Source organism: Stenotrophomonas sp. SY1, from assembly GCF_021202945.1.
Classification (GTDB): domain Bacteria; phylum Pseudomonadota; class Gammaproteobacteria; order Xanthomonadales; family Xanthomonadaceae; genus Stenotrophomonas.
In genome coordinates this window covers 803,743-825,538 of the sequence record NZ_JAJOYR010000001.1, presented here as the reverse complement: position 1 = coordinate 825,538, position 21,796 = coordinate 803,743, and the positions used below count along the sequence as shown (strand labels likewise).

Below are 21,796 nucleotides of genomic sequence, written 5' to 3'. Positions count from 1 at the left end.
TTACCAGGTGCCGGTGCTCTTGAAATCGGAGATGCCCTTCTTGAAGGCAGCCTCGATCTCGTCGTTCCAGCCACCGGTGGCGTTGATCTTGGAGACCAGCTCGCCGGCGGTGTTGGCGAAGTGCGCGTGCAGACCGGCTTCGAAGGACAGCAGCTTGTTGACCGGCACGTCGTCGAGGTAACCCTCGTTGACGGCGTAGATCGACAGCGCCTGGTCGGCAATGGACATCGGCAGGTACTGCTTCTGCTTCATCAGCTCGGTGACGCGCTGACCGCGTTCCAGCTGCTTGCGGGTTGCTTCGTCCAGGTCCGAGGCGAACTGCGCGAACGCAGCCAGCTCACGGTACTGGGCCAGCGAGATACGAATGCCGCCGGACAGCTTCTTGATGATCTTGGTCTGGGCCGAGCCACCCACGCGCGATACCGAGATACCGGCGTTGACGGCCGGACGGATACCGGCGTTGAACAGATCGGTTTCCAGGAAGATCTGGCCGTCGGTGATCGAGATCACGTTGGTCGGAACGAACGCGGACACGTCGCCAGCCTGGGTTTCGATGATCGGCAGCGCGGTCAGCGAACCGGTCTTGCCCTTCACCGCACCGTTGGTGAACTTCTCAACGTACTCTTCCGACACGCGAGCTGCGCGCTCGAGCAGGCGGGAGTGCAGGTAGAACACGTCACCCGGGTAGGCTTCACGGCCCGGCGGACGCTTCAGCAGCAGCGAGATCTGGCGGTAGGCAACAGCCTGCTTGGACAGGTCGTCGTACACGATCAGAGCGTCTTCGCCACGATCCATGAAGTACTCGCCCATGGTGCAGCCGGAGTAGGCGCTGATGTACTGCATCGCGGCCGACTCGGAAGCGGTAGCGGCCACGACCACGGTGTGGGCCAGGGCGCCGTTCTCTTCCAGCTTGCGCACGATGTTGGCCACGGTCGAAGCCTTCTGGCCGATCGCGACGTACACGCACTTGATGCCGGTGCCCTTCTGGTTGATCACCGCGTCGATGGCCATCGCGGTCTTGCCGGTCTGACGGTCACCGATGATCAGCTCGCGCTGGCCACGGCCGATCGGGATCATCGAGTCGACCGACTTGTAACCGGTCTGCACCGGCTGGTCGACGGACTTGCGCCAGATCACGCCCGGAGCAACGCGCTCCACCGGAGCGGTCAGGTCGGTGCCCAGCGGGCCCTTGCCGTCGATCGGCTCGCCCAGCGCGTTGACCACGCGGCCAAGCATTTCCGGACCGACCGGCACTTCCAGGATGCGGCCGGTGGTCTTGGCCACGTCGCCTTCGCGCAGGTGCTCGTAGTCACCCAGCACCACGGCGCCGACCGAGTCACGCTCCAGGTTCAGCGCAAGTGCGTAGGTGTTGTTCGGCAGTTCGATCATTTCGCCCTGCATCACGTCAGCCAGGCCGTAGATGCGCACGATGCCGTCGGACACCGAGGTCACGGTGCCTTCGTTGCGCGATTCCGCGGACAGGGCGACCTTCTCGATGCGGTTCTTGATCAGTTCGCTGATTTCGGAGGGGTTGAGCGTGGTAGCCATCGTCAAGTCCTAGTGCCGGCGATCAAGCCGGACGTTAAATTGAATTCAGTTTGCGAGCGCGGTCTGCAGGCGCGACAGCTTGCCCTTGAGCGAACCATCGATAACCACATCGCCGGCATCGATCACGGCGCCGCCGATCAGCGAAGCGTCCACCGCGGTCGATACCTCGACGTCGCGGCCGAAGCGCTTGCGCAGCGCGGCCTTGATCTTTTCCAGCTCGTCAGCCGACAGCTCGGTGGCCGAGGTCACCGTGGCCTTGACCACGTTTTCGGCTTCGGCGCGCAGCTGGTCGAACAGGCCGGAGATTTCCGGCAGCTGCTGCAGACGACGCGATTCGGCCAGCAGGTTCAGGAAGCGGCCGTAGGTTTCACCCGCCGCTTCCGGGGCCAGCAGGGCAACGGCGTCGCCGCGGCCCAGCTCCGGATTGGAGAGCAAGGCCGACACGCGCGGATCGGCGGCAACGCGGGCGGAGAACGCAAGTGCGTCCGACCACGGCGCGAACTTGCCTTCCTCGCGCGCAATCGCGAAAGCGGCGCGGGCGTACGGGCGGGCAAGCGTGAGGGCCTGGCTCATCGATTAGATCTCCGCGGCCAGCTCGTCGAGCAGCGCCTTGTGGGCGTTGGCATCGATTTCGCGCTTGAGCAGCTTTTCGGCACCGGTCACAGCCAGCGCGGACACCTGCTTGCGCAGATCTTCACGGGCACGGTTGGCGGCGGCGTCGATTTCAGCCTGGGCCAGGTCTTTCTGGCGGGTGGCTTCAGCGATGGCTTCGTTCTTGGCAGCTTCAACGATCTGGTTCGCACGGGCGTGAGCCTGGTCGATGATCTCGTTGGCCTTGCCACGGGCTTCCTTCAACGCCTCGTTGACCTTCACTTCGGCCTGGGCCAGATCTTTCTGGCTGCGGTCGGCAGCGGCGAGGCCTTCAGCGATCTTCTGCTGGCGCTCTTCGATGGCCTTCATCAGCGGCGGCCAGATCTTGGTCGCGATGATCCAGATCAGGCCAGCAAAGGCCAGGGCCTGTGCAAAGAGGGTGAGATTGATATTCATGGATTAGCTCGATCGCTGGTGTCGGGGGGTGGATGCGCCGCCGGAGCGGCGCAACCAAACCTTCATCCGAAGCCGGATGCCACAAGGGCACCCGGCTTTCTCACTTCAGCTGGATCAGCCTGCCAGCTTGGCGGCTTCGGCCAGCAGGGCAGCGGCCAGCGGGTTTGCGAAGGCCAGCAGCAGGCCCACAGCAACCGAGATGATGAATGCGGCGTCGATCAGGCCGGCGGTGATGAACATGCGGACCTGCAGGACCGGGATCAGTTCCGGCTGGCGAGCGGCCGATTCCAGGAACTTACCAGCCATGATGGCCAGACCCAGACCGGCGCCCAGCGCGGCCAGGCCGATCATGATGCCGACGGCAAGGGCGGTGGAGCTCTGAACTTGGGCGAGATTGGTCAGGACGGCGAAGTACATGGTTTTCTCCGAGAACTATTGGTAGCTAAGGGTGATGAAACGGATGAAGGTTGAAACTGGTTGAAGCTTGAAACTCAGTGGCTGTCTTCCGACAGGCTCAGGTACACGATCGACAGCATCATGAAGATGAAGGCCTGCAGCGGAATCACCAGCAGGTGGAACAGCATCCAGCCAAGGCCGAACACGCCACCGGCAACAGCACCGAACAAGCCGGCGCCGCCCAGCACCCAGATCAGCAGGAAGACGATTTCGCCGCCGAACATGTTGCCGAACAGTCGCATCGCCAGAGAAATCGGCTTGCTCAGCCACTCGACGATGTTGAGGATCAGGTTGAACGGCATCATCCACTTGCCGAACGGAGCAGTCAGGAACTCCTTGATGAAGCCAACCACGCCCTTGGAGCTGAGCGAGAAGAAGATCATCAGGAAGAACACGCTGATCGACATGCCCAGGGTGGCATTCACGTCAGCGGTCGGCACCGGCTTCCAGTAGTGGACGCCTGCCCATTCCAGCGGCTTTGCGATGAAGTCGGCCGGGATCATCTTGATGAAGTTCATCAACAGGATCCAGAAGAAGATGGTGATCGCGATCGGCGTCACCAGCTTGCTCTTGCCGTGATAGGTGTCCTTGGCCTGGCGGTCGACGAACTCCAGGCAGATCTCCACGAAGGCCTGCCACTTGCCCGGCACGCCGGCGGTGGCCTTGCGGGTGGCCATCCAGAAGGCGAACACCATCAGCAGGCCCATCAGCACCGCGGTGACGATCGTATCGACGTGGATGGTCCAGAACGTGCCGCCATCACCGACCTTTGCGGTCAGATTCTGCAGGTGATGCTGGATATAGGTGGTAGGGGTTAGAGCCTCGCCCGCCATGTGTCCTGAACCTTTATATGAATTCGATCAACGCCTGGCCAAAGCCAGAACCTGGAACATCAGCGCCACTGGAATTGCCGCCAGCAGAGCCAAAGGAGGAAGCCGCCACCAGACAAACGCCAGCACCAGCACAACAACAATCAGCACGATCTTCAGCGTGAAGCCCAGAAACAACCGGATCATTGCTGAACCAGCCGCCTGAACGCCGCCTCCGAGCCCCACCCACGCGGCCAGCACCGTCCCCGCCACCACCGTCACGCCGGAAACCAGCGCGCCAAGTGCGTACCTTGGCCCCATGAACAGGAAGGCCAGAGCCAGGACAGCCACTGCTGCCAGCGGGTAGACCGCGGCGCGCAACATCAGTCGCCGACCCGCGTCAACGGAGTTCAGCACGTCAAAGTGTCCTGCCAGGTAAAGGAAAGAGCCGAATCGCGCAAAGGCGCCTCGTCGAGCCGCGAAAGTATAACAGTGGGACATTTTGGGAGACAACCGCCACTTGGCATCCCATTTGACTATGCAAGTTGCCGCAATTTCAGGAATTTTGCCGGCAACAGGGCGTTTGGCGGGGTTGCATATTGCAATGCAGCAGCGGGAACTTCCCGGATCGGGCCGTGTCAGACCTCCTTGCCCGTTGCACATTACCTCGTCGATGCGCGCAACGGGCGGGGTGAGGTGGTGCTGCCAGCCCGCAGCACCACCTCACCGCAATTCACTTGCACACATCCCCATCACCTGCGCTCACGCTGCCCTACGCGGTTTTTTCTGATGGTCGGCCTTCCCGCAACAGGAGAAGGCAGTGGCAATGCATGATTTCCGTCTGATCACCCTCGCCCCGTGTGCGTTGACCTTGGGCCTGCTCGCCGCGCTCCCGGCCCACGCTGCCGAGGAGGACCCGCGCTTCACCTTGCGCCTGGGTGCGATGCAGATCGACACCGACAACACCATCCGCGGCAGTACCAACATCGCCGGCCAGGACATCAACCTGTCCGAAGACTTCGATCTCGGCGGCAAGGAATGGGAACCGCGTGTGGACGGCCTGTTCCGCATCAGCGACCGGCAACGGCTGATCTTCGACTACTTCAAGTACGACAAGGACCACCGCGAAACGCTTGGCGATTCGGTGAGCGTCGGCGACATCACGGTGCCGGCCGGCAGCTTCGTCAAGGGCGAGCTGAAGTATCAGGTGGCCACGCTGGTGTACGACTACTCGGTCGTTGATGGCGAGCAGTTCGACTTCGGCCTGCAACTGGGTGCCGAGTACGCCAAGGTCAGCGCGAATGCGTATGCCGACCTTGGCGATCTCTACCAGGATCGCTTCATCGACGAGAAGACCGACGGCGTCGCGCCTGTGGTCGGCGCACGGCTGACCTTCACCCCGTCCGAGCACTGGCTGATCAACCTGCAGGGCCAGTACCTCAATACGCGCTGGGGCAGCTTCGATGACTACAAGGGCGACCTGAGCCGCGCCAACGCCATCGTGCAATACAACTTCAACAAGAACTTCGGCATCTTCGCCGGCTATGACTGGTTCAAGCTCGATGCCGACAAGCGCGGCAGCGATGGCGTGATCGGCTTGAAGCAGGAGTTCAAGGGACCACTGGCGGGCGTGAGCCTGTCGTTCTGATCGTCGCGGCAGTGCCGAGCCATGCTCGGCACGTGGCCCCGTCGGTGAAGCCCCAGCGGAGCATGGCTCCGCTCTACCGCGTCAGGCTGTCTGCGAGCGGCGGCGGGAATATCTGTGTGGCCACGCAGAGGTAGTCAGCCAGCGGCATCTGGCCCAGGCTGGCACGACGCTGATCAACCTGCTCCGGCGCTTCCATCGGCTTGGGCTCCCACTTGCCGTTGATGGCGGCCAACTGGCTGCCATAGCGCTGCGGCGCACCGGCGTTCACCAGCACGCGATCGGTCAGCAGTGCAATCTCACGCGAGGAGACCTCACCGCTCTCCACCAGCGGCATGATCCTGTCCAGCACCTGCTGCTGGAACGCCGGATCACGATCGGCATGCTGCACAAGCAGCCAGGCGGCCGATACACCATCGCCCCCCACCTGGCGTGCGCTCGGCAGGCTGCCATGATCGGCCACGATCTTCCTGATCTTCGGCAGGTTCGCCGCGTCCACAGCGAGCATTTTTTCGATCATCGGCGGCGACCAGTCACCGTCGCGCGCCTCCTGATCGATACGCATCATTTCCAATAGTTGTTCGCGGAGCTGCGGCTGCGACGGCACGATGCCGACCAGCTTTTGCGCCTGCTCCTGCCCGCGCGCCCTTTCAGCCTGGACGAAGACCGCAGCACCCGGGCATTGCAGCAACGCTGCCGCCAGTTTCGGATCTTCATCCTGCGCGCTTGCCACGCCTGCAGCTGTCAACAACGTCGCCGCCATGAACAGTCGCAACATTCCCTTGCCCCTTCCCATCAGCAGAAACAACGACGCCCCGGTGAAGGGGCGTCGTGTGGATCACTTCTTTTTCGGAATGTACAGATCGGTGATGGTGCCGTCGTAAATCTCCGCGGCCATCGCCACCGACTCACTCAAGGTCGGGTGGGCGTGGATGGTGTGGCCGATATCCTCGGCTTCGGCACCCATTTCGATAGCCAGGCCGATCTCGGCCAGCAACTCACCGGCATGCACGCCAACGATGGCGCCGCCGATCACGCGATGGGTTTCCTCGTCGAAGATCAGCTTGGTGAAGCCTTCGGTACGACCGACGCCGATGGCGCGACCGCTGGCCGCCCACGGGAACTTGGCCACGCCCACCTTCAGACCCTTGGCCTTGGCCTCGGTTTCGGTGACGCCCACCCATGCGATTTCCGGGTTGGTGTAGGCCACCGACGGAATCACGCGGGCCACCCATTCCTTCTTCTCGCCGAAGGCCACTTCAGCCGCCAGCTTGCCTTCGTGCGTGGCCTTGTGGGCCAGCATCGGGTTACCGACGATGTCGCCGATGGCGAAGATGTGCGGCACGTTGGTGCGCATCTGGCGATCGACCGGAATGAAGCCGCGGTCGGTCACTTCCACACCGGCCTTGTCGGCATCGATCTTCTTGCCGTTGGCCGAACGACCGACGGCCACCAGCACGCGGTCGAAGGTGCCGCTTTCCATCGCCGGCTTCTCGCCTTCGGTGGCGGCCTCGAAGGTCACGGTGATGCCCTTGGCATCGGCGCTGACGCCCGAGGCCTTGGTCTTCAGGTGGACCTCGATGCCCTGCTTCTTCAGGCGGTCAGCCAGCGGCTTGACCAGGTCCTTGTCGGCGCCCGGCATCAGCTGGTCCATGAACTCGACCACGGTGACCTTGGCACCCAGCGCGCTGTACACGGTGGCCATTTCCAGGCCGATGATGCCGCCGCCGACGACCAGCAGCGAACCCGGCACTTCGGCCAGTTCCAGTGCGTCGGTGGAGTCCATCACGCGCTTGTCTTCCCACGGGAAGTTCGGCAGCTTCACCGCCTGCGAACCGGCAGCGATGATGCACTGCTCGAAGCGCAGCAGCTGGGTCTTGCCGTCGTCGCCGGTGATTTCCAGCTCATTGGCCGAGACGAACTTGGCCACGCCCTGCACGGTGCGGATCTTGCGCTGCTTGGCCATGCCGGCCAGGCCCTTGGTCAGCTGGCCGACGACCTTTTCCTTGTACTCGCGCAGCTTGTCCAGGCTGATCTTCGGCGCGCCGAACTCGATGCCCAGATCATTGGCGTGCGCGGCGTGGTCGATGATCTCGGCCGCGTGCAGCAGCGCCTTGGACGGGATGCAGCCGACGTTGAGGCAGACGCCGCCGAGGCTGGCGTAACGTTCGATCAGCACCGTATCCATGCCCAGATCCGCGGCACGGAACGCGGCGGTGTAGCCGCCCGGGCCGGCGCCCAGCACCACGATGCGGCATTCGATGTCGGCAGTGCGGCCGGTCGACGGCAGCGCCTTGGCGGCGACGGCCGGGTCCGGCGCGCGATGCGACGGGGTCACCGGCGGCTTGCTGCCCGGAGCGGCCTTGCTGGCAGCGGCTGCCGGCGCGGCGCTGGCACCTTCCAGGACCACCACCACGTCGCCGGCGGACAGCTTGTCGTCCAGCTTGACCTTGATTTCCTTGACCACGCCATCGGCCGAGGACGGCACTTCCAGCGTGGCCTTGTCCGACTCCAGCGTGACCAGGCCCTGGTCCTTCTTCACCGTGTCGCCAACGGCCACCAGGATTTCGATCACCGGCACCTTGTCGTAGTCGCCGATGTCCGGAACCTTCACTTCGACCGGGCCGGTCGCGGCGGCCGGGGCGCTCACCGCCGCCGGGGCAACGGCAGCAGCGGGCTGCGGGGCCGGAGCCGGGGTTGCGGCCGGAGCGGCAGCGACAGGCGCCGAAGCGGCGGCCGGGGCAGCGTCTGCGCCCTCGGCCTCCAGGATCACCACCACGTCGCCCTCGGACAGCTTGTCGTCGAGCTTGACCTTGATTTCCTTGACCACGCCGGCTGCCGAAGACGGCACTTCCAGCGTCGCCTTGTCCGATTCCAACGTGACCAAGCCCTGATCCTTCTTCACCGTGTCGCCCACGGCCACCAGGATCTCGATCACCGGCACATTGTCGTAATCACCAATGTCCGGAACCTTGATTTCAATCGTCGCCATTGTCTTCTCCTGTGGGCTCAGCCGGCGTCTTCGCCGTAGAACCGGTCATGCATCTTGTCGAGCGCGCGTTCGATGTCCTCGTAGCGCTTCCCGTACTTTTTGTCTTTGCTGTGAGCCAGTTCGACCAGCAGGGTGGCCTGTTCCAGCAACGCCTCCAGCTGGCCACAACCGGGACGCAGCCCGCTGTAACGCTCGCCATTGACGGTGAAGGACACCACCTCGCCCTCGGTGACCGGCGCGCGTTGCGCCACTTCCGGCGTGGCCAGGGCGCTGGCCCAGACCTGCACCAGGCGCTGCGCCAGGGCGTCGGGCATCGGCGCCTGGGCGAACTCCGGGGTCTGGTCCAGGCGCAGGTTCACGCCACCACGTCCGGCACTGCTGTCCCAGTTGTAGATGCGCTTCTCGGCCTGGCCGGCCAGCACCGACCACTGGCCGTTGCCGGCATCGCGCCGCAGCAGCACCTGGGTTTCCACGCCGCGCGCCGGCAGCACCAGCAGCGACAGGTCGTCACCGCCCTGCCCGCCCAGCAGCTGCGAGGCGGCCTGCCCGTAGTTGCCCACCGCCGGCGGCCAGCCCTCACCGACCACCGGGCCGCACTGGCTCGCGGCCAGCACCGGCGCCGAGGTCAGCGCCAGCGCGGCGACCAGCAGCCTGCGCGTGAGAGCGCCTGCTCTCACAGCAGCACGCGCCGCATGTCGGCCAGCACCTGCGACAGGTACGTGGTGAAGCGTGCGGCCAGGGCGCCGTCGATGACGCGGTGGTCGTAGCTCAGCGACAGCGGCAGCAGCAGCTTCGGTGCGAACTCCTTGCCGTTCCAGACCGGCTGGATCGAGGACTTGGACACGCCCAGGATGGCCACTTCCGGTGCATTGACGATCGGCGTGAACGCGGTGCCACCGATGCCGCCCAGCGAGCTGATCGAGAAGCAACCGCCGCTCATGTCGGCCGGGCCGAGCTTGCCGTCGCGTGCCTTCTTGGCCAGCTCGCCGGTTTCCTGCGCGATCTGCACCACGCCCTTCTTGTCGACATCGCGGATCACCGGCACGACCAGGCCGTTCGGCGTGTCGGCGGCGAAACCGATGTTGAAGTACTTCTTCAGGGTCAGGTTCTCACCGGCTGCATCCAGCGAGGCGTTGAACTCGGGGAACTTCTTCAGTGCCGCGGCGCTGGCCTTGATCAGGAAGGCGAGCATGGTCAGCTTGATGCCGGCCTTCTCGTTTTCCTTGTTCAGCGCCACGCGCAGGGCTTCCAGCTCGGTGATGTCGGCCTGGTCGAACTGGGTGACGTGCGGAATCATCGCCCAGTTGCGGGCCAGGTTGGCACCGGAAATCTTCTTGATGCGCGACAGCGGCTGCACTTCGGTTTCGCCGAACTTGCTGAAGTCCACCTTCGGCCACGGCAGCAGGTTCAGGCCACCACCGGCTGCGGCCGGCGCGGCACCAGCAACGGCAACGCCGCCACTGAGTGCGGCCTTGACGAACTTCTGCACGTCATCCTTGGTGATGCGGCCGCCCTTTTCGGTGCCGGTCAGCTGGTCCAGGTTCACGCCCAGTTCGCGGGCGAACACGCGCACCGCCGGGCTGGCGTAAGGCACCTTGGACGGCAGCACGCTTTCGGCGCCGAACTGCACCGGCGGGCTGGCCGGCTTGCCGGCCGACAGCGCGGCTTCCTGCGCGATCTCGCGCTGGGCCAACTTGTCCGGCACCGGGGCCACGGCCACCGGCTCGACCTTGGCGCCGGTTTCGGCAGCGGGCTGGACCTTGGCCGGCTCGGACTTGGCGGGCGCCGCCGGGGCGGCTGCAGCGGCAGGCTGGGCAGCCTCCTCGGCCACTTCGATCAGCGCCACGACCTTGCCTTCGGACAGGTTGTCGCCAACCTTGACCTTGAGTTCCTTGACCACGCCGGCCACCGAAGAAGGCACTTCCATCGTGGCCTTGTCCGACTCCAGCGTGACCAGACCCTGATCCTTCTTGACCGTATCGCCTACGGCGACCAGCACTTCGATCACCGGAATGTCGCTGTAGTCACCGATATCGGGGACAAGTGCTTCCTTGATTTCGGCCATGACTAACTCCAGCAACAGTGAGGGGAAACCCCTATTGTGGCGGCACCGGGCCGCAGCGCCAACCGCTGCAACTGAATTCGCATACGTATGTCCCAGGACAGGCAGGTGTCATGTCCACCCGGGCTTCACACTTGTCCGGACCGGCAAAAGGCCGCTGTCCTGCTTGTCCTGCACGGTCACACGTCACTGTCGGCGGCCTGCTGCGCGGCCCTGTGCGGCGAATCCAGCAAGGGCCGCAACGGTTCCCAGGCCTCCAGCAGGCGTGGCAGCGACCAGGCGGCATTGGCCGGACTGGTGGATGGCAAGGCCAGAACCGGCAGCGCAATCGCCATAACCGGCAAAGCCGGCTGCACCCAGCGCACGAACGCCGCATGCGCCGCACCACCGTTGCAGGCAATGGCCTGCAACGACGGCAGGGTTGCGATCAATGCCGGCAACGGATTGGCCACTTCGCTGCCACGCACGATGGCCGCATCCAGGCTGCCGCTGCGCCGGCACATGCCGATGACATCCCAAAGGCCGACGCCCGCGCGTTGCAGGCGTTGCAGGCGCGTTGCGTAATCCAGGCCCGGATCAACACCACACAACGCCTCCATCAATGGCCAGAAGCGATTGCGCGGATGTGCGTAGTACTGCGCCTGCTGCAACGACATCGCGCCCGGCATCGAACCCAGCACCAGCACGCGGCACTGCGCGTTCACCTGCGCGGGCAATCCACGCAACACGTCGTTCGTCATCACACGCACCACAACATCGTGAACAACATTGCCGAAGAAAACCTCGTGTCCATGGGATTCGTCCCGTTCTTGCTGAACGCTAGCCTGTCGAAATACCACTGTGTTCAGAGCGATTCATCTTCGCATCGCTACGGTTTGCACGCCCCGCAACGAGGGCCTCGATAACAACGTAATCCCGATTCAAGAGATACGAGGAGTAAACCATGCGTTCGATCAAGATTCTCAGCCTTGCCACCCTTGGCGCCCTGGCATTGTCGTCCACCGCGTTCGCGCAGGATGGCAGCGGCGACACCGCTTCGGGCAAGCATTTTGCCGTGGTTGGCGGCGTGGCACTGCTGCAGCCCAAGAGCGATCCGATCGGCGGCATCGACAAGTTCGATGGCGGCCCGGCACCGACGCTGAGCGCCAGCTACTACATCAACGACAACTTCGCCGTTGAACTGTGGGGCGCTGCCGACAAGTTCAACCACCGCGTGCGCACCGATGGTGGCGCCAAGGCCGGCAGCGTTGAGCAGCAGCCGATCGCGCTGAGCGCGCAGTACCACTTCGGCGCTGCCGACAACACCTTCCGTCCGTTCGTGGGCGTGGGCTACTACGAGTCGAACTTCAGCAACGAGAAGATCGACGGCCTGAGCGACAGCGGCAACCATGTTGGCGTGGAAACCGCCAAGGGTGCGATCGGCACCGTCGGCGTGGACCTGAACATCAACTCGACCTGGTTCGCCCGCGCCGATGCACGCTACATGCACGCACGCCCGGACCTGCGCGTTGCTGGCAGCAATGCCGGTGAACTGAAGCTGGACCCGTGGACCGTGGGCTTCGGCATCGGCGCGCGTTTCTGATTCTTCGAAACACCGCTGGCGTTACATCGACAGGCACGGATCGTTCGCGATCCGTGCCTGTTTTCGTTTGTGCGGTTGCAGGAGCAGGGTAAGCCGCGAAGTCGATGGTATTTCCGCCGTCGCAACGCCTGCAATCGCTGATTCAGCGGGGCCCTGCTGGACTTTCAGCTTCGCGGCTTACGCCGCTCCTACAAGCGCAAGGGCACCGGATCACGGACTGCCCTCGTCACTCCATTGCAGCGCAAGGTAATCGAAGTTCGACTGCAGGCGCGGCTTGACGATATCGAAGAACGGCGAGACATCGAAATCGCGCGGCGTGTACAGGCTGTAGTTGCGGATATGCAGGATTTCCAGGCGCTGCTCATGGCCGCCGGCGTGATCCATCACGGTTTCCACATCCGGCAGGATCGGGTAACGGATCGATTCGAATGCCTGTGCCAGCAAGGTCGAACAGATCGCCTTGGTCGGCTCGCCACTACCCAGCGCAATCAGGCGACGCCGCATATGGCACGGCACCGGCGGCTGCCGGATCAGATAGCGGGCCAGGTCGAATACATTCTTCAGGTCGTAGCTGTAGCCGATGCGCGTACGCATGAAACCTATCAGCTGATCCACCACCGCCGGAGTCAGGCCATGTGGCCGGCAGATGCGGGTGTGCTGATGGGCGAAGTCGCTCAGCGGAATCCGCCGCACGCCGACTTCCACATCCACGTCGATCAACATCGGCTGTGGCCGCGCACCTTCGACCAGTGCCTCCTCGCCGATATACAGCGCCGCGTGCGACCAGGTGGACTGGGTGAGGTACTTGATGGCGGTGGCGAAGCGGCTGTTGCCTTCCACCAGCAGCACATCGCCGCGCTGCAGGGCACGCGCCAGCATCGCTGGATCGCTGGTTGACGGACACAACTGGCGACGTCGCGGCTGCGCGAGGAAGTGTGCCAGGTGACGTCCAAGCAGGTTCAACAAGCCCATGGCCAAGCCCCGAGGATGCTCGCCCCAGCCTAACCACTGCCGGGCATGATCGCCATGGCTCAGCGCCGGGGCATGACGTGGCGGCGATAACGCAGGTGATGCTGTACCCGGCGTCGCAGCAACAGGGCGTACATGCCTGCATAACCGAGCAGCACCGCTGCCATCGCCAGCAACCCGGCATGGCTGAGCCAACCGCTTTGCGGCCATGCCACGCCGCCTACCGACGCCTGCCAGCCCTGCACCAGGCCAGCGACGAGCCGCACCACGATCATCAACGTCAGCGCCAGCACCAGCCAGAGGTTGGGCGTGTAGAACAGGGTCTCGGGCGCCGCTTCAAAGCGGGTCAACGCATGACCCAGCGCGCCGAGCAGCAGCCCGGCCAACCATCCCAGTGCTGCGTAGGCCCATGCATTGGGCCACCAGTAGCCGGCGATGGCGGCAAAGATCGCAAACAGCAGCGTGGATAGCACCGTGCTCCACAGGTTGAGACTCACCAGCCACGGCCGTGCCTGGCGGCGCGCACCGCTGCTGCGCAAGCGCTGCCAAAGCGACAATGGCAGCAGCAACAGCAGGATCGCGATGAACACCAGCAACGCCAGGGGCAATGCGAGGAGCAGCGGCATGATGGTCTGATCCGTTGGTTGCGCGGTGATCACTGCCGGTAGAGCGGAGCCATGCTCCGCTGGGGCCTGCCGGGGTTGTCGCTTGCCGAGCATGGCTCGGCACTACCGGCGGGATTTCCTGCCGAGCGTGGCTCGGCACTACCGTTGGGTATCAGAACGCCGGCAGCACCGCGCCCTTGTACTTCTGTTCGATGAAGGCCTTCACTTCCGGGCTGGTCAGGGCCTTGGCCAGCTTCTGTACGCGGGAGTCGTCCTTGTTGTCGGTGCGCGCGACCAGGAAGTTCACATACGGCGAATCGCTGCTTTCAATGGCCAGCGCATCCTTGGTCGGATTGAGGCCGGCATCGAGTGCGTAGTTGGTGTTGATCAACGCCAGGTCCACCTGGTCGAGCACGCGCGGCAGCATGGCCGAGTCCAGTTCACGGAACTTGAGCTGCTTCGGGTTCTCGACGATGTCGCGCTGGGTGGACAGCGCGTTGGACGCGTCCTTGAGCTTGATGACGCCGGCCTTGTCCAACAGGATCAGCGCGCGACTGTTGTTGCTCGGGTCGTTCGGGATCACCACGTCGGCACCGCTGGGCAGTTCCGCCAGCGACTTGACGCGGCGCGAGTAAGCGCCGAACGGCTCGATGTGCACACCGGTGACCGTCACTAGCGTGGTCTTGCGGTCACGGTTGTAGGCATCCAGGTACGGCTCGGTCTGGAAGTAATTGACGTCCACCTGCTTCTGCACCAGCTGGTCGTTGGGCTGCACGTAGTCATTGAACACGCGCACGTCGAGCTTGATGCCTTCCTTCTCCATCAGCGGCTTGACCACATCCAGGATCTCGGCGTGCGGCACCGCGGTGGCGGCCACGACCAGCCTGGAATCATCGGCAGCGGGCTTGCCGCAGGCCGAAAGTGCCAGTGCGGCGGCGAACAGGGGAAACGCAAGCAGCTTGTTCATTGGAATCGGAATCCTGCGGGGAAGGACAGACGGCGTACCGTAACAGGCCGGCCGTGCAGAGGATGCACGGCCGGCAGGTGATCACTTGCGGCTGTAGTGCGCGACCAGGCGGTCGCCGAGCATCTGCAGCAGCTGCACCAGTACCAGCAGCAACACCACGGTGACCAGGGCCACGTCGGTGTGCGAACGCTGGTAGCCGTCGCGGAAAGCCAGGTCGCCCAGGCCACCGGAACCAATCGCACCGCCCATCGCGGTGAAGCCGATCAGGGCGATGGTGGTGACGGTGGCGCCGGCGATCAGGCCTGGCCGTGCTTCGGGCAGCAGCACCTTGAACACCAGTTGCTTGGTGGTCGCCCCCATCGCCTGGCTGGCTTCGATGACGCCACGGTCCACTTCACGCAGTGCGGTTTCCACCAGGCGTGCATAGAACGGAGCGGCACCCACCACCAGCGGCAGGATCGCGCCACGCACGCCCAGCGAAGTGCCCATCAGGCCCAGCGTGACCGGGATCAGCACGATCATCAGGATGATGAAGGGCACCGAGCGCAGCAGGTTCACCAGCAGCGCGGTCACGCCGTAGACCACCGGCTTGCGGTGCAGCTGCGGCGAGCCGGTCAGGAACAGCAGCACGCCCAGCGGCAGGCCGATGGCCAGGGTCAGCGGCAGCGAGCCGGCCAGCATCAGCAGGGTGTCGATGGTGGCCTGGCCGATGTCGGCCCACTTGCCGGCATCAAGATGGCGGAAGAAGCCGCCAGCGGTTGCAAACATCATTGGCGCAGCTCCTCCACATGGACCCCGGCCGCAACGAAGGCGGCTTGCGCGGCGTTCTGGTCGCCGCCGACCAGCGCGACGGTGAGCTGACCGTAAGGCGTGTCCTTGATCCGGTCGATGCGGCCGGAAAGGATGTTGTAGTCCACCCCGGTCTCGCGCGCGATACGGCCCAGCAGCGGCTCGTAGGTGTCGTTGCCAAGGAAGGTCAGGCGCAGGATGCGGCCATGCACGGCGGCGTAGTCACGCAGCTGTTCGCCTTCGTCCACATGCTCGGACTCGGACACGAAGCGGCGCGTGGTCGGGTGCTGCGGGTGCAGGAACACGTCCGTCACCGGGCCCATTTCGACCAGATGGCCGGCATCAAGCACCGCCACACGGTCGCAGACGCGGCGGATCACATCCATCTCGTGGGTGATCAGCACGATGGTCAGGCCAAGCTCGCGGTTGATCTTGCCCAGCAGCGAGAGGACCGAGGCGGTGGTCTGCGGGTCCAGCGCGCTGGTGGCCTCGTCGCACAGCAGGATCTGCGGGCGCGTGGCCAGCGCACGGGCAATGCCCACGCGCTGTTTCTGGCCGCCGGACAGCTGCGCCGGGTACTTGGCTGCATGCGCCTCCAGGCCAACCGTGCGCAGCAGCTCGGCCACACGCGCGTCGATTTCAGCCTGCGGCGTACCAGCCAGCTCCAGCGGGAAGGCGACATTGCCGGCCACGGTGCGTGCCGAGAGCAGGTTGAAGTGCTGGAAGATCATGCCGATGCGACGGCGCAGGGCACGCAGGCCATCGGCGTCCAGTGCGGTGGCATCCTCGCCATCGATCAGCACGCGACCACCGCTGGGTTCTTCCAGACGGTTGATCAGGCGGATCAGGGTGGATTTACCGGCGCCGGAGTGGCCGATGATGCCGAACACTTCGCCGGCCTGGATCTGCAGGTCGAGCGGATGCAGCGCGGTGATCGCGCGGCCGTCGACGACGTAGGACTTTTGCAGGTTCTGGAACGCGATCACTGCCAGGGCAACCGGGGGTAGTTGGAACGGGGGCGTGCAGCCTAGCAGCGCCGGGCCGGCGACGCTCGCGCAGGCTTGCTGAACCTTATTCCTTTTGGTTCTAAGAGACCACCACCGCAGGACCTGCAGGAGCGGCGTGAGCCGCGATGCCGGGATCGGCACCGCTGGCGTGCCAACTGCAATCGCATAAATGCCGGTTGTCGGAAGCACCACCAGCTTCGCGGCTTACGCCGCTCCTGCAGGGGCACCGATGCCGCTTTGCCAATCCCCAATCCCGGCAACTCAGGGATGATCCACCTGGTCCGGGCGCCGGGCTTGCTGCACCCGCTCGCGGTGCAGCAGATACAGGCCGCTGGCGACGATGATGGCCGCGCCGGCCCAGGTCCAGCGATCGGGCAGCTTGTCCCACAACAGCAGGTCCCAGCCGATCACCCAGACCAGCCCGGTGTACTCCAGCGGGGCGATCATCGAGGCCTGGCCCAGCTGGAAGGCGCGGGTCAGCGCGATCTGGCCCAGCGCGCCGGCTAGGCCCATGCCGGCGATCAGCGCGGCGTGCCTCCACTGCAACGGCTGCCATTCCGGCCAGGCCAGCACGCCGGCACCGATGGCCATGATCAGCAGGAACCACACCACCATCGACTGCGGCGTGTCGGTACGGGTCAGCAGGCTGACCGTGACCGCAGCGATGGCGTAGGCGGTGGCCGCCAGCAGCACCATCAGCCCCGGGAAGGAAATGATGCCGTCCACGCCCGGACGCAGCACCACCAGCACGCCGATCAGGCCAATGCCGATCGCGACCCAGCGACGCGGTCCCACATGCTCACCCAGCAACGGCACCGACAGCGCGGCCACCAGCAATGGCGCGACGAAATAGATGGTGTACGCGGTGGAAAGCGGCAGCGTGCGCAGCGCATAGACGAAGCAGCCGATCATCACCATGCCCAGCACGCCACGCAGCAGGTGCAGGCCCCAGCGCACCGGGATGATCGAGCGTGGACCAGCGGTGGCCAGCACCCACACCAGCACGAACGGCAGCGATGCCGCGCCACGCAGCATGGTCACCTGCAAGGTGGGATAGCTCGCTGACAGCATCTTCATGCCGGCATCCATCAGCGAAAAGAAGGCGACGGCCGCCAGCATCCAGACGATGGCGCGCGCAGGGGATTTGGTCGGGGACATGCGCCCGATTATCCGCTGTCATGCCGATTGCCGATATCCCCACGGCAGGCTATATGTTCAGCCCACATCATGTCGGGGACCGCCATGCAGTGCAGTGCAATCGTTCGGCCCATCCTACGTCGCCTGCACTTGCTGCTTGGAGGGGTGCTGTCCTTGCTGCCACTGCCCCTGCTGGCAGCCCCGCTGCCTGATCCACTGGCGCTGGCGCAGCTGGACGGCTTCGCGCTGGGGCTGGAAGCGGCTGGCAGGTTCTCCGGCACGGTGCTGGTGGCCAATGGCGATGCGGTGGTGTTCGAGAAGGCCTACGGCCTGCGCGACGAGAACGGCGAGGCGCCGCTATCCCCCGGCGACCGTTTCAACCTTGCCTCGGCCGGCAAGATGTTCACCAGCGTGGCGGTACTGCAGCAGATCGCCACCGGCAAGCTGACGCTGGATACGACAGTCGGTCAGGTGCTCAAGGCCTACCCCAACCGCCGCTTCGCCGACACGGTGACGGTGAAGCAGTTGCTCACCCATTCCGCAGGCGCGGGTGACATCGACGAACTGTTCGGTGCCGGACACGCGGCCGATCGGGCCCGGCTGCGCACCCTGGCCGACATGATCGCGCTGCATGGAGGGCGCGAGCCCGAATTCACGCCAGGCACCCAGCAGAAGTACGGCAACTACGGTTACGTCGTGCTCGGGCGGATGGTCGAGGTGCTGTCGGGCGAGGATTTCGAGAGCTACATCAACGCGCATGTGTTGAAGCCTGCCGGGATGGCCAGCACCGGTTTCGTGGAATGCACCGACCCGGCCGATGACATTGCCGCCGCTTACGTCGATGTCGCCGGCAAGCGTGTACGCAACTGCCAGACCCTGCCCTCTCGCGGCTTTGCTGCCGGGGGCGAAGTTGGCACCGCGCGCGACCTGCTGCGTTTCGTACAGGCATTGAACGCGGGCAAACTGCTGCCACCGGCCTTGTTCGCGCAGGCAACGACCACCCAGCGCGAATTCATGGGCCTGGGCTTTTTCGCCACCGGCTACGGCAAGGACGTACCCGAGCGTGACTACCGCTGGGGCCACGGCGGCAACGCAGATGGGATCTGCAGCGACGTGCGCCATTACCCGCATACCGGGGAGACGGTGATCGTCCTGTCGAACAAGGACGCCCCGGCGTGCTTTGCGGTTTCCAACTTCCTGCATGCGCAGTGGAAGGGGCCTTGAAGCCCGTTGGCTGGGCAAGTGGCAGCGCCGAGCCCTGCCCGGCCTGGATTACCCGGTAGGCCCCCAGCGCAGCGTGGCTGCGCTCTACAGGATGCGGGGCGCCAATCGCCTAGAATGGAGCCCGTTTTCACTGATTGGAGCAGCCCCCATGCCTTCCTTTGACGTCATTTCCGAAGTTGACAAGCACGAGCTGGCCAACGCCATCGACCAGGCCAACCGCGAGCTGGCCACCCGCTTCGATTTCAAGGGCGTGGATGCCAAGTTCAACCTGGAAGACGAGAAGCTGATCAAGCTCACCGCGCCGACCGATTTCCAGCTCAAGCAGATGGCCGACATCCTGCGCCTGCGCCTGTCCGCGCGGAACATCGATTTCCGCTGCATGGAATTTGGCGACATCGAAACCAACCTGGGCGGTGCGCGCCAGCAGGTCACGGTCAAACAGGGCATCGAGCAGAAGCTGGCCAAGCAGATCGCCGCCAAGATCAAGGAAGCCAAGATCAAGGTCGACACCCAGATCAACGGCGACAAGCTGCGCGTGAACGGCAAGAAGCGCGACGACCTGCAGGAAGTGATCGCGCTGCTGAAGAAGAACGAGTTCGAGCAGCCGCTGCAGTTCGACAACTTCCGCGACTGATCCACTGCCGCAGCAGGGTCAATCGCCCTGCTGCAGCTTGCGGTACAGCGTGGTACGCGAGATGCCGAGCCGGCGTGCCGCAGCGCTGACGTTGCCCTTGCAGGTGACCACCGCGTCACGCACTGCCTGCACGCCCTGCGCACGCAAGGAACCCTTGGCCGCTTCGCGCGCCGCCGTCGGGACGGAGACGCTGCCGCGCCGCGGCACCGGCGCGCGCAGGTACTGCACCTGCACGGCGCTGTCTTCGGCCAGGCGGATGCGACGCGCCGGCCCGGGCTGCAACAGGCGTCGCCGCTGATGGATGTTGGCTCCGGCAAAAACGCCCTCAAGGGTCAAGCCGGGTAACGGCCCGCGCTGCGGCAAGCCCAGCAGCCGCCGCGCGACACGGTTGGCGGCGTGGATGCGGCCGTCCTCGCTGACCGCCAGCAAGCCCTGGAACGGCGTGTTCAACCAGCGCGCGTCGTGCTGCAACCCCAGCAGGTGGCACGGCCGGCATTCCAGCATCAGCCGGTTCTCGACCGACAAGGCCGCCTGGCGGAAGTAGTCCAGCAGCAGCTCCCCACTGCGCGCGCCGGTACCGGTGATATCCAGCGCACCCAGCACTTCACCTTCCAGCCCATGCAGCGGCACGCTCAGGCAGAACATGGCCGAAAAGTGGTCCAGGTAATGCTCGTTGCCACGCACCAGCGTAGGCACGTCATCGCTAAGCGCGCAGGTCGGCGCGGTGGTACCCAGATGCGACTCGCGCAGGTGCCGCCCCACCTGGATGGGCCGCAGCAGCGGTGAATCGGTCAAACCGTGCTCACGCTGGGCCACGATAAAGCCGTCGGCATTGACGCAGAACAGCGTCCATTGGCGACCACCGAATGCCGACCACAGCTGATCCATGTCGTACTGCGCGCAACGTGCGAGACGACGGTCGTCGTTGTGCTCCAGCTGCGGCACGCAGTTGAGGCGGGGTTGCGGTAACGGCGCTTCGCGCGGCTGCATGCCGCTGCGCCGCAAGCGCTCCCACGAGCGCTGCAACGGTGGTGCCAGCAGGTGCTGCGGCAGCGGGCCGCCTTCGGCGAAATCTCGCCGTGCGGCTTGCAGCAGCTTCTGGTGTTCCAGCAATGTTCCGGCCATTGCACCTTCTCCTTCCGCTGAGCGCTCATCACGCGCAGGCTCTGATCGCGGCATCGGGTACGGTTCGCCCGCTCAGGCAATCCGCAGTATCGGTTTGAGGGTGATGCCGTTGGCGCTGTCCTCGGCGGCCTGGTTGATCTGATCCAGCCGATAGAACTTCACCAGCCTGTCGAACGGGAAGCGCCCTTGCAGATACAGCTGCACCAACTGCGGGATGAACACCTGCGGCACGCTGTCGCCCTCGACCACGCCACGGATGCTGCGCCCGCCCATCAGGAAGGTATTGATCTCGAAACTGGCCTGGGTGCCCATCTTCGATGCGCCCACCACGCCGATCACGCCCAATTTGGCCAAAGCGCTGATGCCCTGCTCCAGCACCTCCACCCGGCCGGTGGATTCCAGGGCGAAATCCACGCCCCCGCTGATCGCATGCACCGCGTCCACGATGTTCTGCTCACGGCTGTTGATGACATGGGTGGCGCCCAGTTCCAGCGCCAGCTCCAACCGCGAAGGCACCACATCGACCGCGATGATGGTGGCCGCGCCGGCCACGCGTGCGGCCATCACCGCGCTCAATCCCACCGCGCCAGCACCGTAGGCGGCAAAGCGGCTACCAGCGGTGACCTTGAGCGAGTTGATCACCGCGCCGGCACCGGTCTGGATGCCGCAGCCCAGCGGGCCCAGCAGTTCCAGCGGCGCTTCGGCCGGCACCTTGACCGCATTGTTCTCACGCGCCAAGGCCAACGTGGCAAACGAGGACTGGGCAAAGAAGTGGTCATGCAGTGGCTGCCCGCTGGCGTCTTCGATGGCATTGCTGCCGTCCACATCCGCGCCACCGAAGTTGTGCGCATAGAAGTCGTCGCAGTACGCGCCATGGCCGCTGCTGCAGGCATTGCAGTGGCCGCAGGCGCCATAGGTCAGCACCACGTGGTCGCCCACCTTCAGCGCTTTCACTTCCGGGCCGACAGCTTCCACCACGCCAGCGCCTTCGTGGCCCAATACGATTGGCAGCGGCACCGGGTAGTACTGGTCACGCACGATCAGGTCGGTATGACACAGGCCAGTGGCGACCACGCGCACCCGCACCTCGTCGCTGCGCGGGGCGCGGATACGCGCCTGCTCAATGCGAAAGGGTTGCTGCTTGCCGCGCACCACCGCCACGGTGATCTCCTGCACTCCGTTGCTCGCGTTCATCACG

General features: G+C 64.8%; 23 protein-coding genes. 4 read left to right on the top strand and 19 right to left on the bottom strand.

The genetic code is table 11. The features are described 5' to 3' along the window. The 6 genes from atpA to LR961_RS03235 all read right to left on the bottom strand — a co-directional run bounded on the left by atpA (position 1) and on the right by LR961_RS03235 (position 4,277). Positions 1-1,548, bottom strand: a complete 1,548-nt coding sequence (gene atpA / locus LR961_RS03260; RefSeq protein ID WP_232146986.1) for a F0F1 ATP synthase subunit alpha — start codon at positions 1,546-1,548, stop codon at positions 1-3. A gap of 45 nt (positions 1,549-1,593) precedes the next feature. Next, on the bottom strand, positions 1,594-2,121 hold the full coding sequence (locus LR961_RS03255) for a F0F1 ATP synthase subunit delta (RefSeq protein WP_232146985.1): 528 nt from the start codon (positions 2,119-2,121) through the stop codon (positions 1,594-1,596). 3 nt (positions 2,122-2,124) lie between these two features. After that, on the bottom strand, positions 2,125-2,595 hold the full coding sequence (locus LR961_RS03250) for a F0F1 ATP synthase subunit B (protein WP_232146984.1): 471 nt from the start codon (positions 2,593-2,595) through the stop codon (positions 2,125-2,127). A 114-nt stretch (positions 2,596-2,709) separates the two neighbouring features. Beyond that, positions 2,710-3,012 (bottom strand): F0F1 ATP synthase subunit C, encoded by a 303-nt coding sequence (gene atpE / locus LR961_RS03245; protein ID WP_054661978.1) that lies wholly within the window; start codon positions 3,010-3,012, stop codon positions 2,710-2,712. A gap of 74 nt (positions 3,013-3,086) precedes the next feature. After that, positions 3,087-3,884, bottom strand: a complete 798-nt coding sequence (gene atpB, locus LR961_RS03240) for a F0F1 ATP synthase subunit A (protein WP_232146983.1) — start codon at positions 3,882-3,884, stop codon at positions 3,087-3,089. A 27-nt stretch (positions 3,885-3,911) separates the two neighbouring features. Further along, the gene (locus LR961_RS03235) at positions 3,912-4,277 is read right to left on the bottom strand and encodes a hypothetical protein (protein WP_232146982.1); all 366 of its coding nucleotides are present in this window, start codon (positions 4,275-4,277) and stop codon (positions 3,912-3,914) included. Positions 4,278-4,686: 409 nt separating this feature from the next. On the opposite strand from LR961_RS03235, the gene LR961_RS03230 reads away from it, so the two are divergent. Then, positions 4,687-5,508, top strand: a complete 822-nt coding sequence (locus LR961_RS03230; protein ID WP_232146981.1) for a hypothetical protein — start codon at positions 4,687-4,689, stop codon at positions 5,506-5,508. A gap of 73 nt (positions 5,509-5,581) precedes the next feature. Here LR961_RS03230 and LR961_RS03225 read toward each other — a convergent pair whose 3' ends face one another. The 5 genes from LR961_RS03225 to LR961_RS03205 all read right to left on the bottom strand — a co-directional run bounded on the left by LR961_RS03225 (position 5,582) and on the right by LR961_RS03205 (position 11,299). Then, a complete protein-coding gene (locus LR961_RS03225) occupies positions 5,582-6,283 on the bottom strand; it encodes a DUF6624 domain-containing protein (RefSeq protein ID WP_232146980.1) in 702 nt (233 codons plus the stop codon). A gap of 60 nt (positions 6,284-6,343) precedes the next feature. After that, positions 6,344-8,497 carry a dihydrolipoyl dehydrogenase gene (gene lpdA, locus LR961_RS03220; protein ID WP_232146979.1) on the bottom strand — a complete coding sequence of 718 codons (2,154 nt, stop codon included), beginning with the start codon at positions 8,495-8,497 and terminating at the stop codon, positions 6,344-6,346. A 17-nt stretch (positions 8,498-8,514) separates the two neighbouring features. Continuing rightward, positions 8,515-9,174 (bottom strand): hypothetical protein, encoded by a 660-nt coding sequence (locus LR961_RS03215; RefSeq protein WP_232146978.1) that lies wholly within the window; start codon positions 9,172-9,174, stop codon positions 8,515-8,517. Further along, positions 9,171-10,562, bottom strand: coding sequence for a dihydrolipoyllysine-residue acetyltransferase (aceF, locus tag LR961_RS03210; RefSeq protein WP_232146977.1), 1,392 nt, complete (start codon positions 10,560-10,562; stop codon positions 9,171-9,173). Before aceF ends, LR961_RS03215 begins: the two co-directional genes overlap by 4 nt. A gap of 176 nt (positions 10,563-10,738) precedes the next feature. Then, entirely contained in the window at positions 10,739-11,299 is a 561-nt protein-coding gene (locus tag LR961_RS03205) for a DNA-deoxyinosine glycosylase (RefSeq protein WP_232146976.1), read from the bottom strand. A 203-nt stretch (positions 11,300-11,502) separates the two neighbouring features. Here LR961_RS03205 and LR961_RS03200 point away from each other — a divergent pair, with 203 nt between their 5' ends. Then, a complete protein-coding gene (locus tag LR961_RS03200) occupies positions 11,503-12,141 on the top strand; it encodes an OmpW family outer membrane protein (protein ID WP_232146975.1) in 639 nt (212 codons plus the stop codon). 210 nt (positions 12,142-12,351) lie between these two features. Here the strand turns inward: LR961_RS03200 and LR961_RS03195 are convergent, their stop codons facing one another. The 6 genes from LR961_RS03195 to LR961_RS03170 all read right to left on the bottom strand — a co-directional run bounded on the left by LR961_RS03195 (position 12,352) and on the right by LR961_RS03170 (position 17,636). Further along, positions 12,352-13,113 (bottom strand): YiiX/YebB-like N1pC/P60 family cysteine hydrolase, encoded by a 762-nt coding sequence (locus LR961_RS03195; RefSeq protein WP_232146974.1) that lies wholly within the window; start codon positions 13,111-13,113, stop codon positions 12,352-12,354. 59 nt (positions 13,114-13,172) lie between these two features. Then, the gene (locus tag LR961_RS03190; RefSeq protein WP_232146973.1) at positions 13,173-13,736 is read right to left on the bottom strand and encodes a DUF1453 domain-containing protein; all 564 of its coding nucleotides are present in this window, start codon (positions 13,734-13,736) and stop codon (positions 13,173-13,175) included. A gap of 151 nt (positions 13,737-13,887) precedes the next feature. Further along, positions 13,888-14,682 (bottom strand): MetQ/NlpA family ABC transporter substrate-binding protein, encoded by a 795-nt coding sequence (locus LR961_RS03185; RefSeq protein ID WP_232146972.1) that lies wholly within the window; start codon positions 14,680-14,682, stop codon positions 13,888-13,890. 81 nt (positions 14,683-14,763) lie between these two features. Then, positions 14,764-15,453 (bottom strand): methionine ABC transporter permease, encoded by a 690-nt coding sequence (locus LR961_RS03180; RefSeq protein WP_232146971.1) that lies wholly within the window; start codon positions 15,451-15,453, stop codon positions 14,764-14,766. Next, positions 15,450-16,457, bottom strand: coding sequence for a methionine ABC transporter ATP-binding protein (locus LR961_RS03175; RefSeq protein WP_232146970.1), 1,008 nt, complete (start codon positions 16,455-16,457; stop codon positions 15,450-15,452). The genes LR961_RS03180 and LR961_RS03175 overlap by 4 nt, the downstream gene beginning before the upstream one ends. Before the next feature lie 282 nt (positions 16,458-16,739). Continuing rightward, on the bottom strand, positions 16,740-17,636 hold the full coding sequence (locus tag LR961_RS03170; protein WP_232146969.1) for a DMT family transporter: 897 nt from the start codon (positions 17,634-17,636) through the stop codon (positions 16,740-16,742). Between the two features lie 153 nt (positions 17,637-17,789). On the opposite strand from LR961_RS03170, the gene LR961_RS03165 reads away from it, so the two are divergent. Together LR961_RS03165 and LR961_RS03160 are read left to right on the top strand one after the other, a co-directional pair. Next, positions 17,790-18,839, top strand: a complete 1,050-nt coding sequence (locus LR961_RS03165; RefSeq protein ID WP_232146968.1) for a serine hydrolase domain-containing protein — start codon at positions 17,790-17,792, stop codon at positions 18,837-18,839. A 148-nt stretch (positions 18,840-18,987) separates the two neighbouring features. Continuing rightward, positions 18,988-19,473 carry a YajQ family cyclic di-GMP-binding protein gene (locus LR961_RS03160; RefSeq protein ID WP_232146967.1) on the top strand — a complete coding sequence of 162 codons (486 nt, stop codon included), beginning with the start codon at positions 18,988-18,990 and terminating at the stop codon, positions 19,471-19,473. Between the two features lie 18 nt (positions 19,474-19,491). Here LR961_RS03160 and LR961_RS03155 read toward each other — a convergent pair whose 3' ends face one another. Next, entirely contained in the window at positions 19,492-20,598 is a 1,107-nt protein-coding gene (locus LR961_RS03155) for a helix-turn-helix domain-containing protein (protein ID WP_232146966.1), read from the bottom strand. Positions 20,599-20,670: 72 nt separating this feature from the next. Continuing rightward, positions 20,671-21,792 carry an NAD(P)-dependent alcohol dehydrogenase gene (locus LR961_RS03150; protein ID WP_232146965.1) on the bottom strand — a complete coding sequence of 374 codons (1,122 nt, stop codon included), beginning with the start codon at positions 21,790-21,792 and terminating at the stop codon, positions 20,671-20,673. Positions 21,793-21,796: the final 4 nt, after the last annotated feature.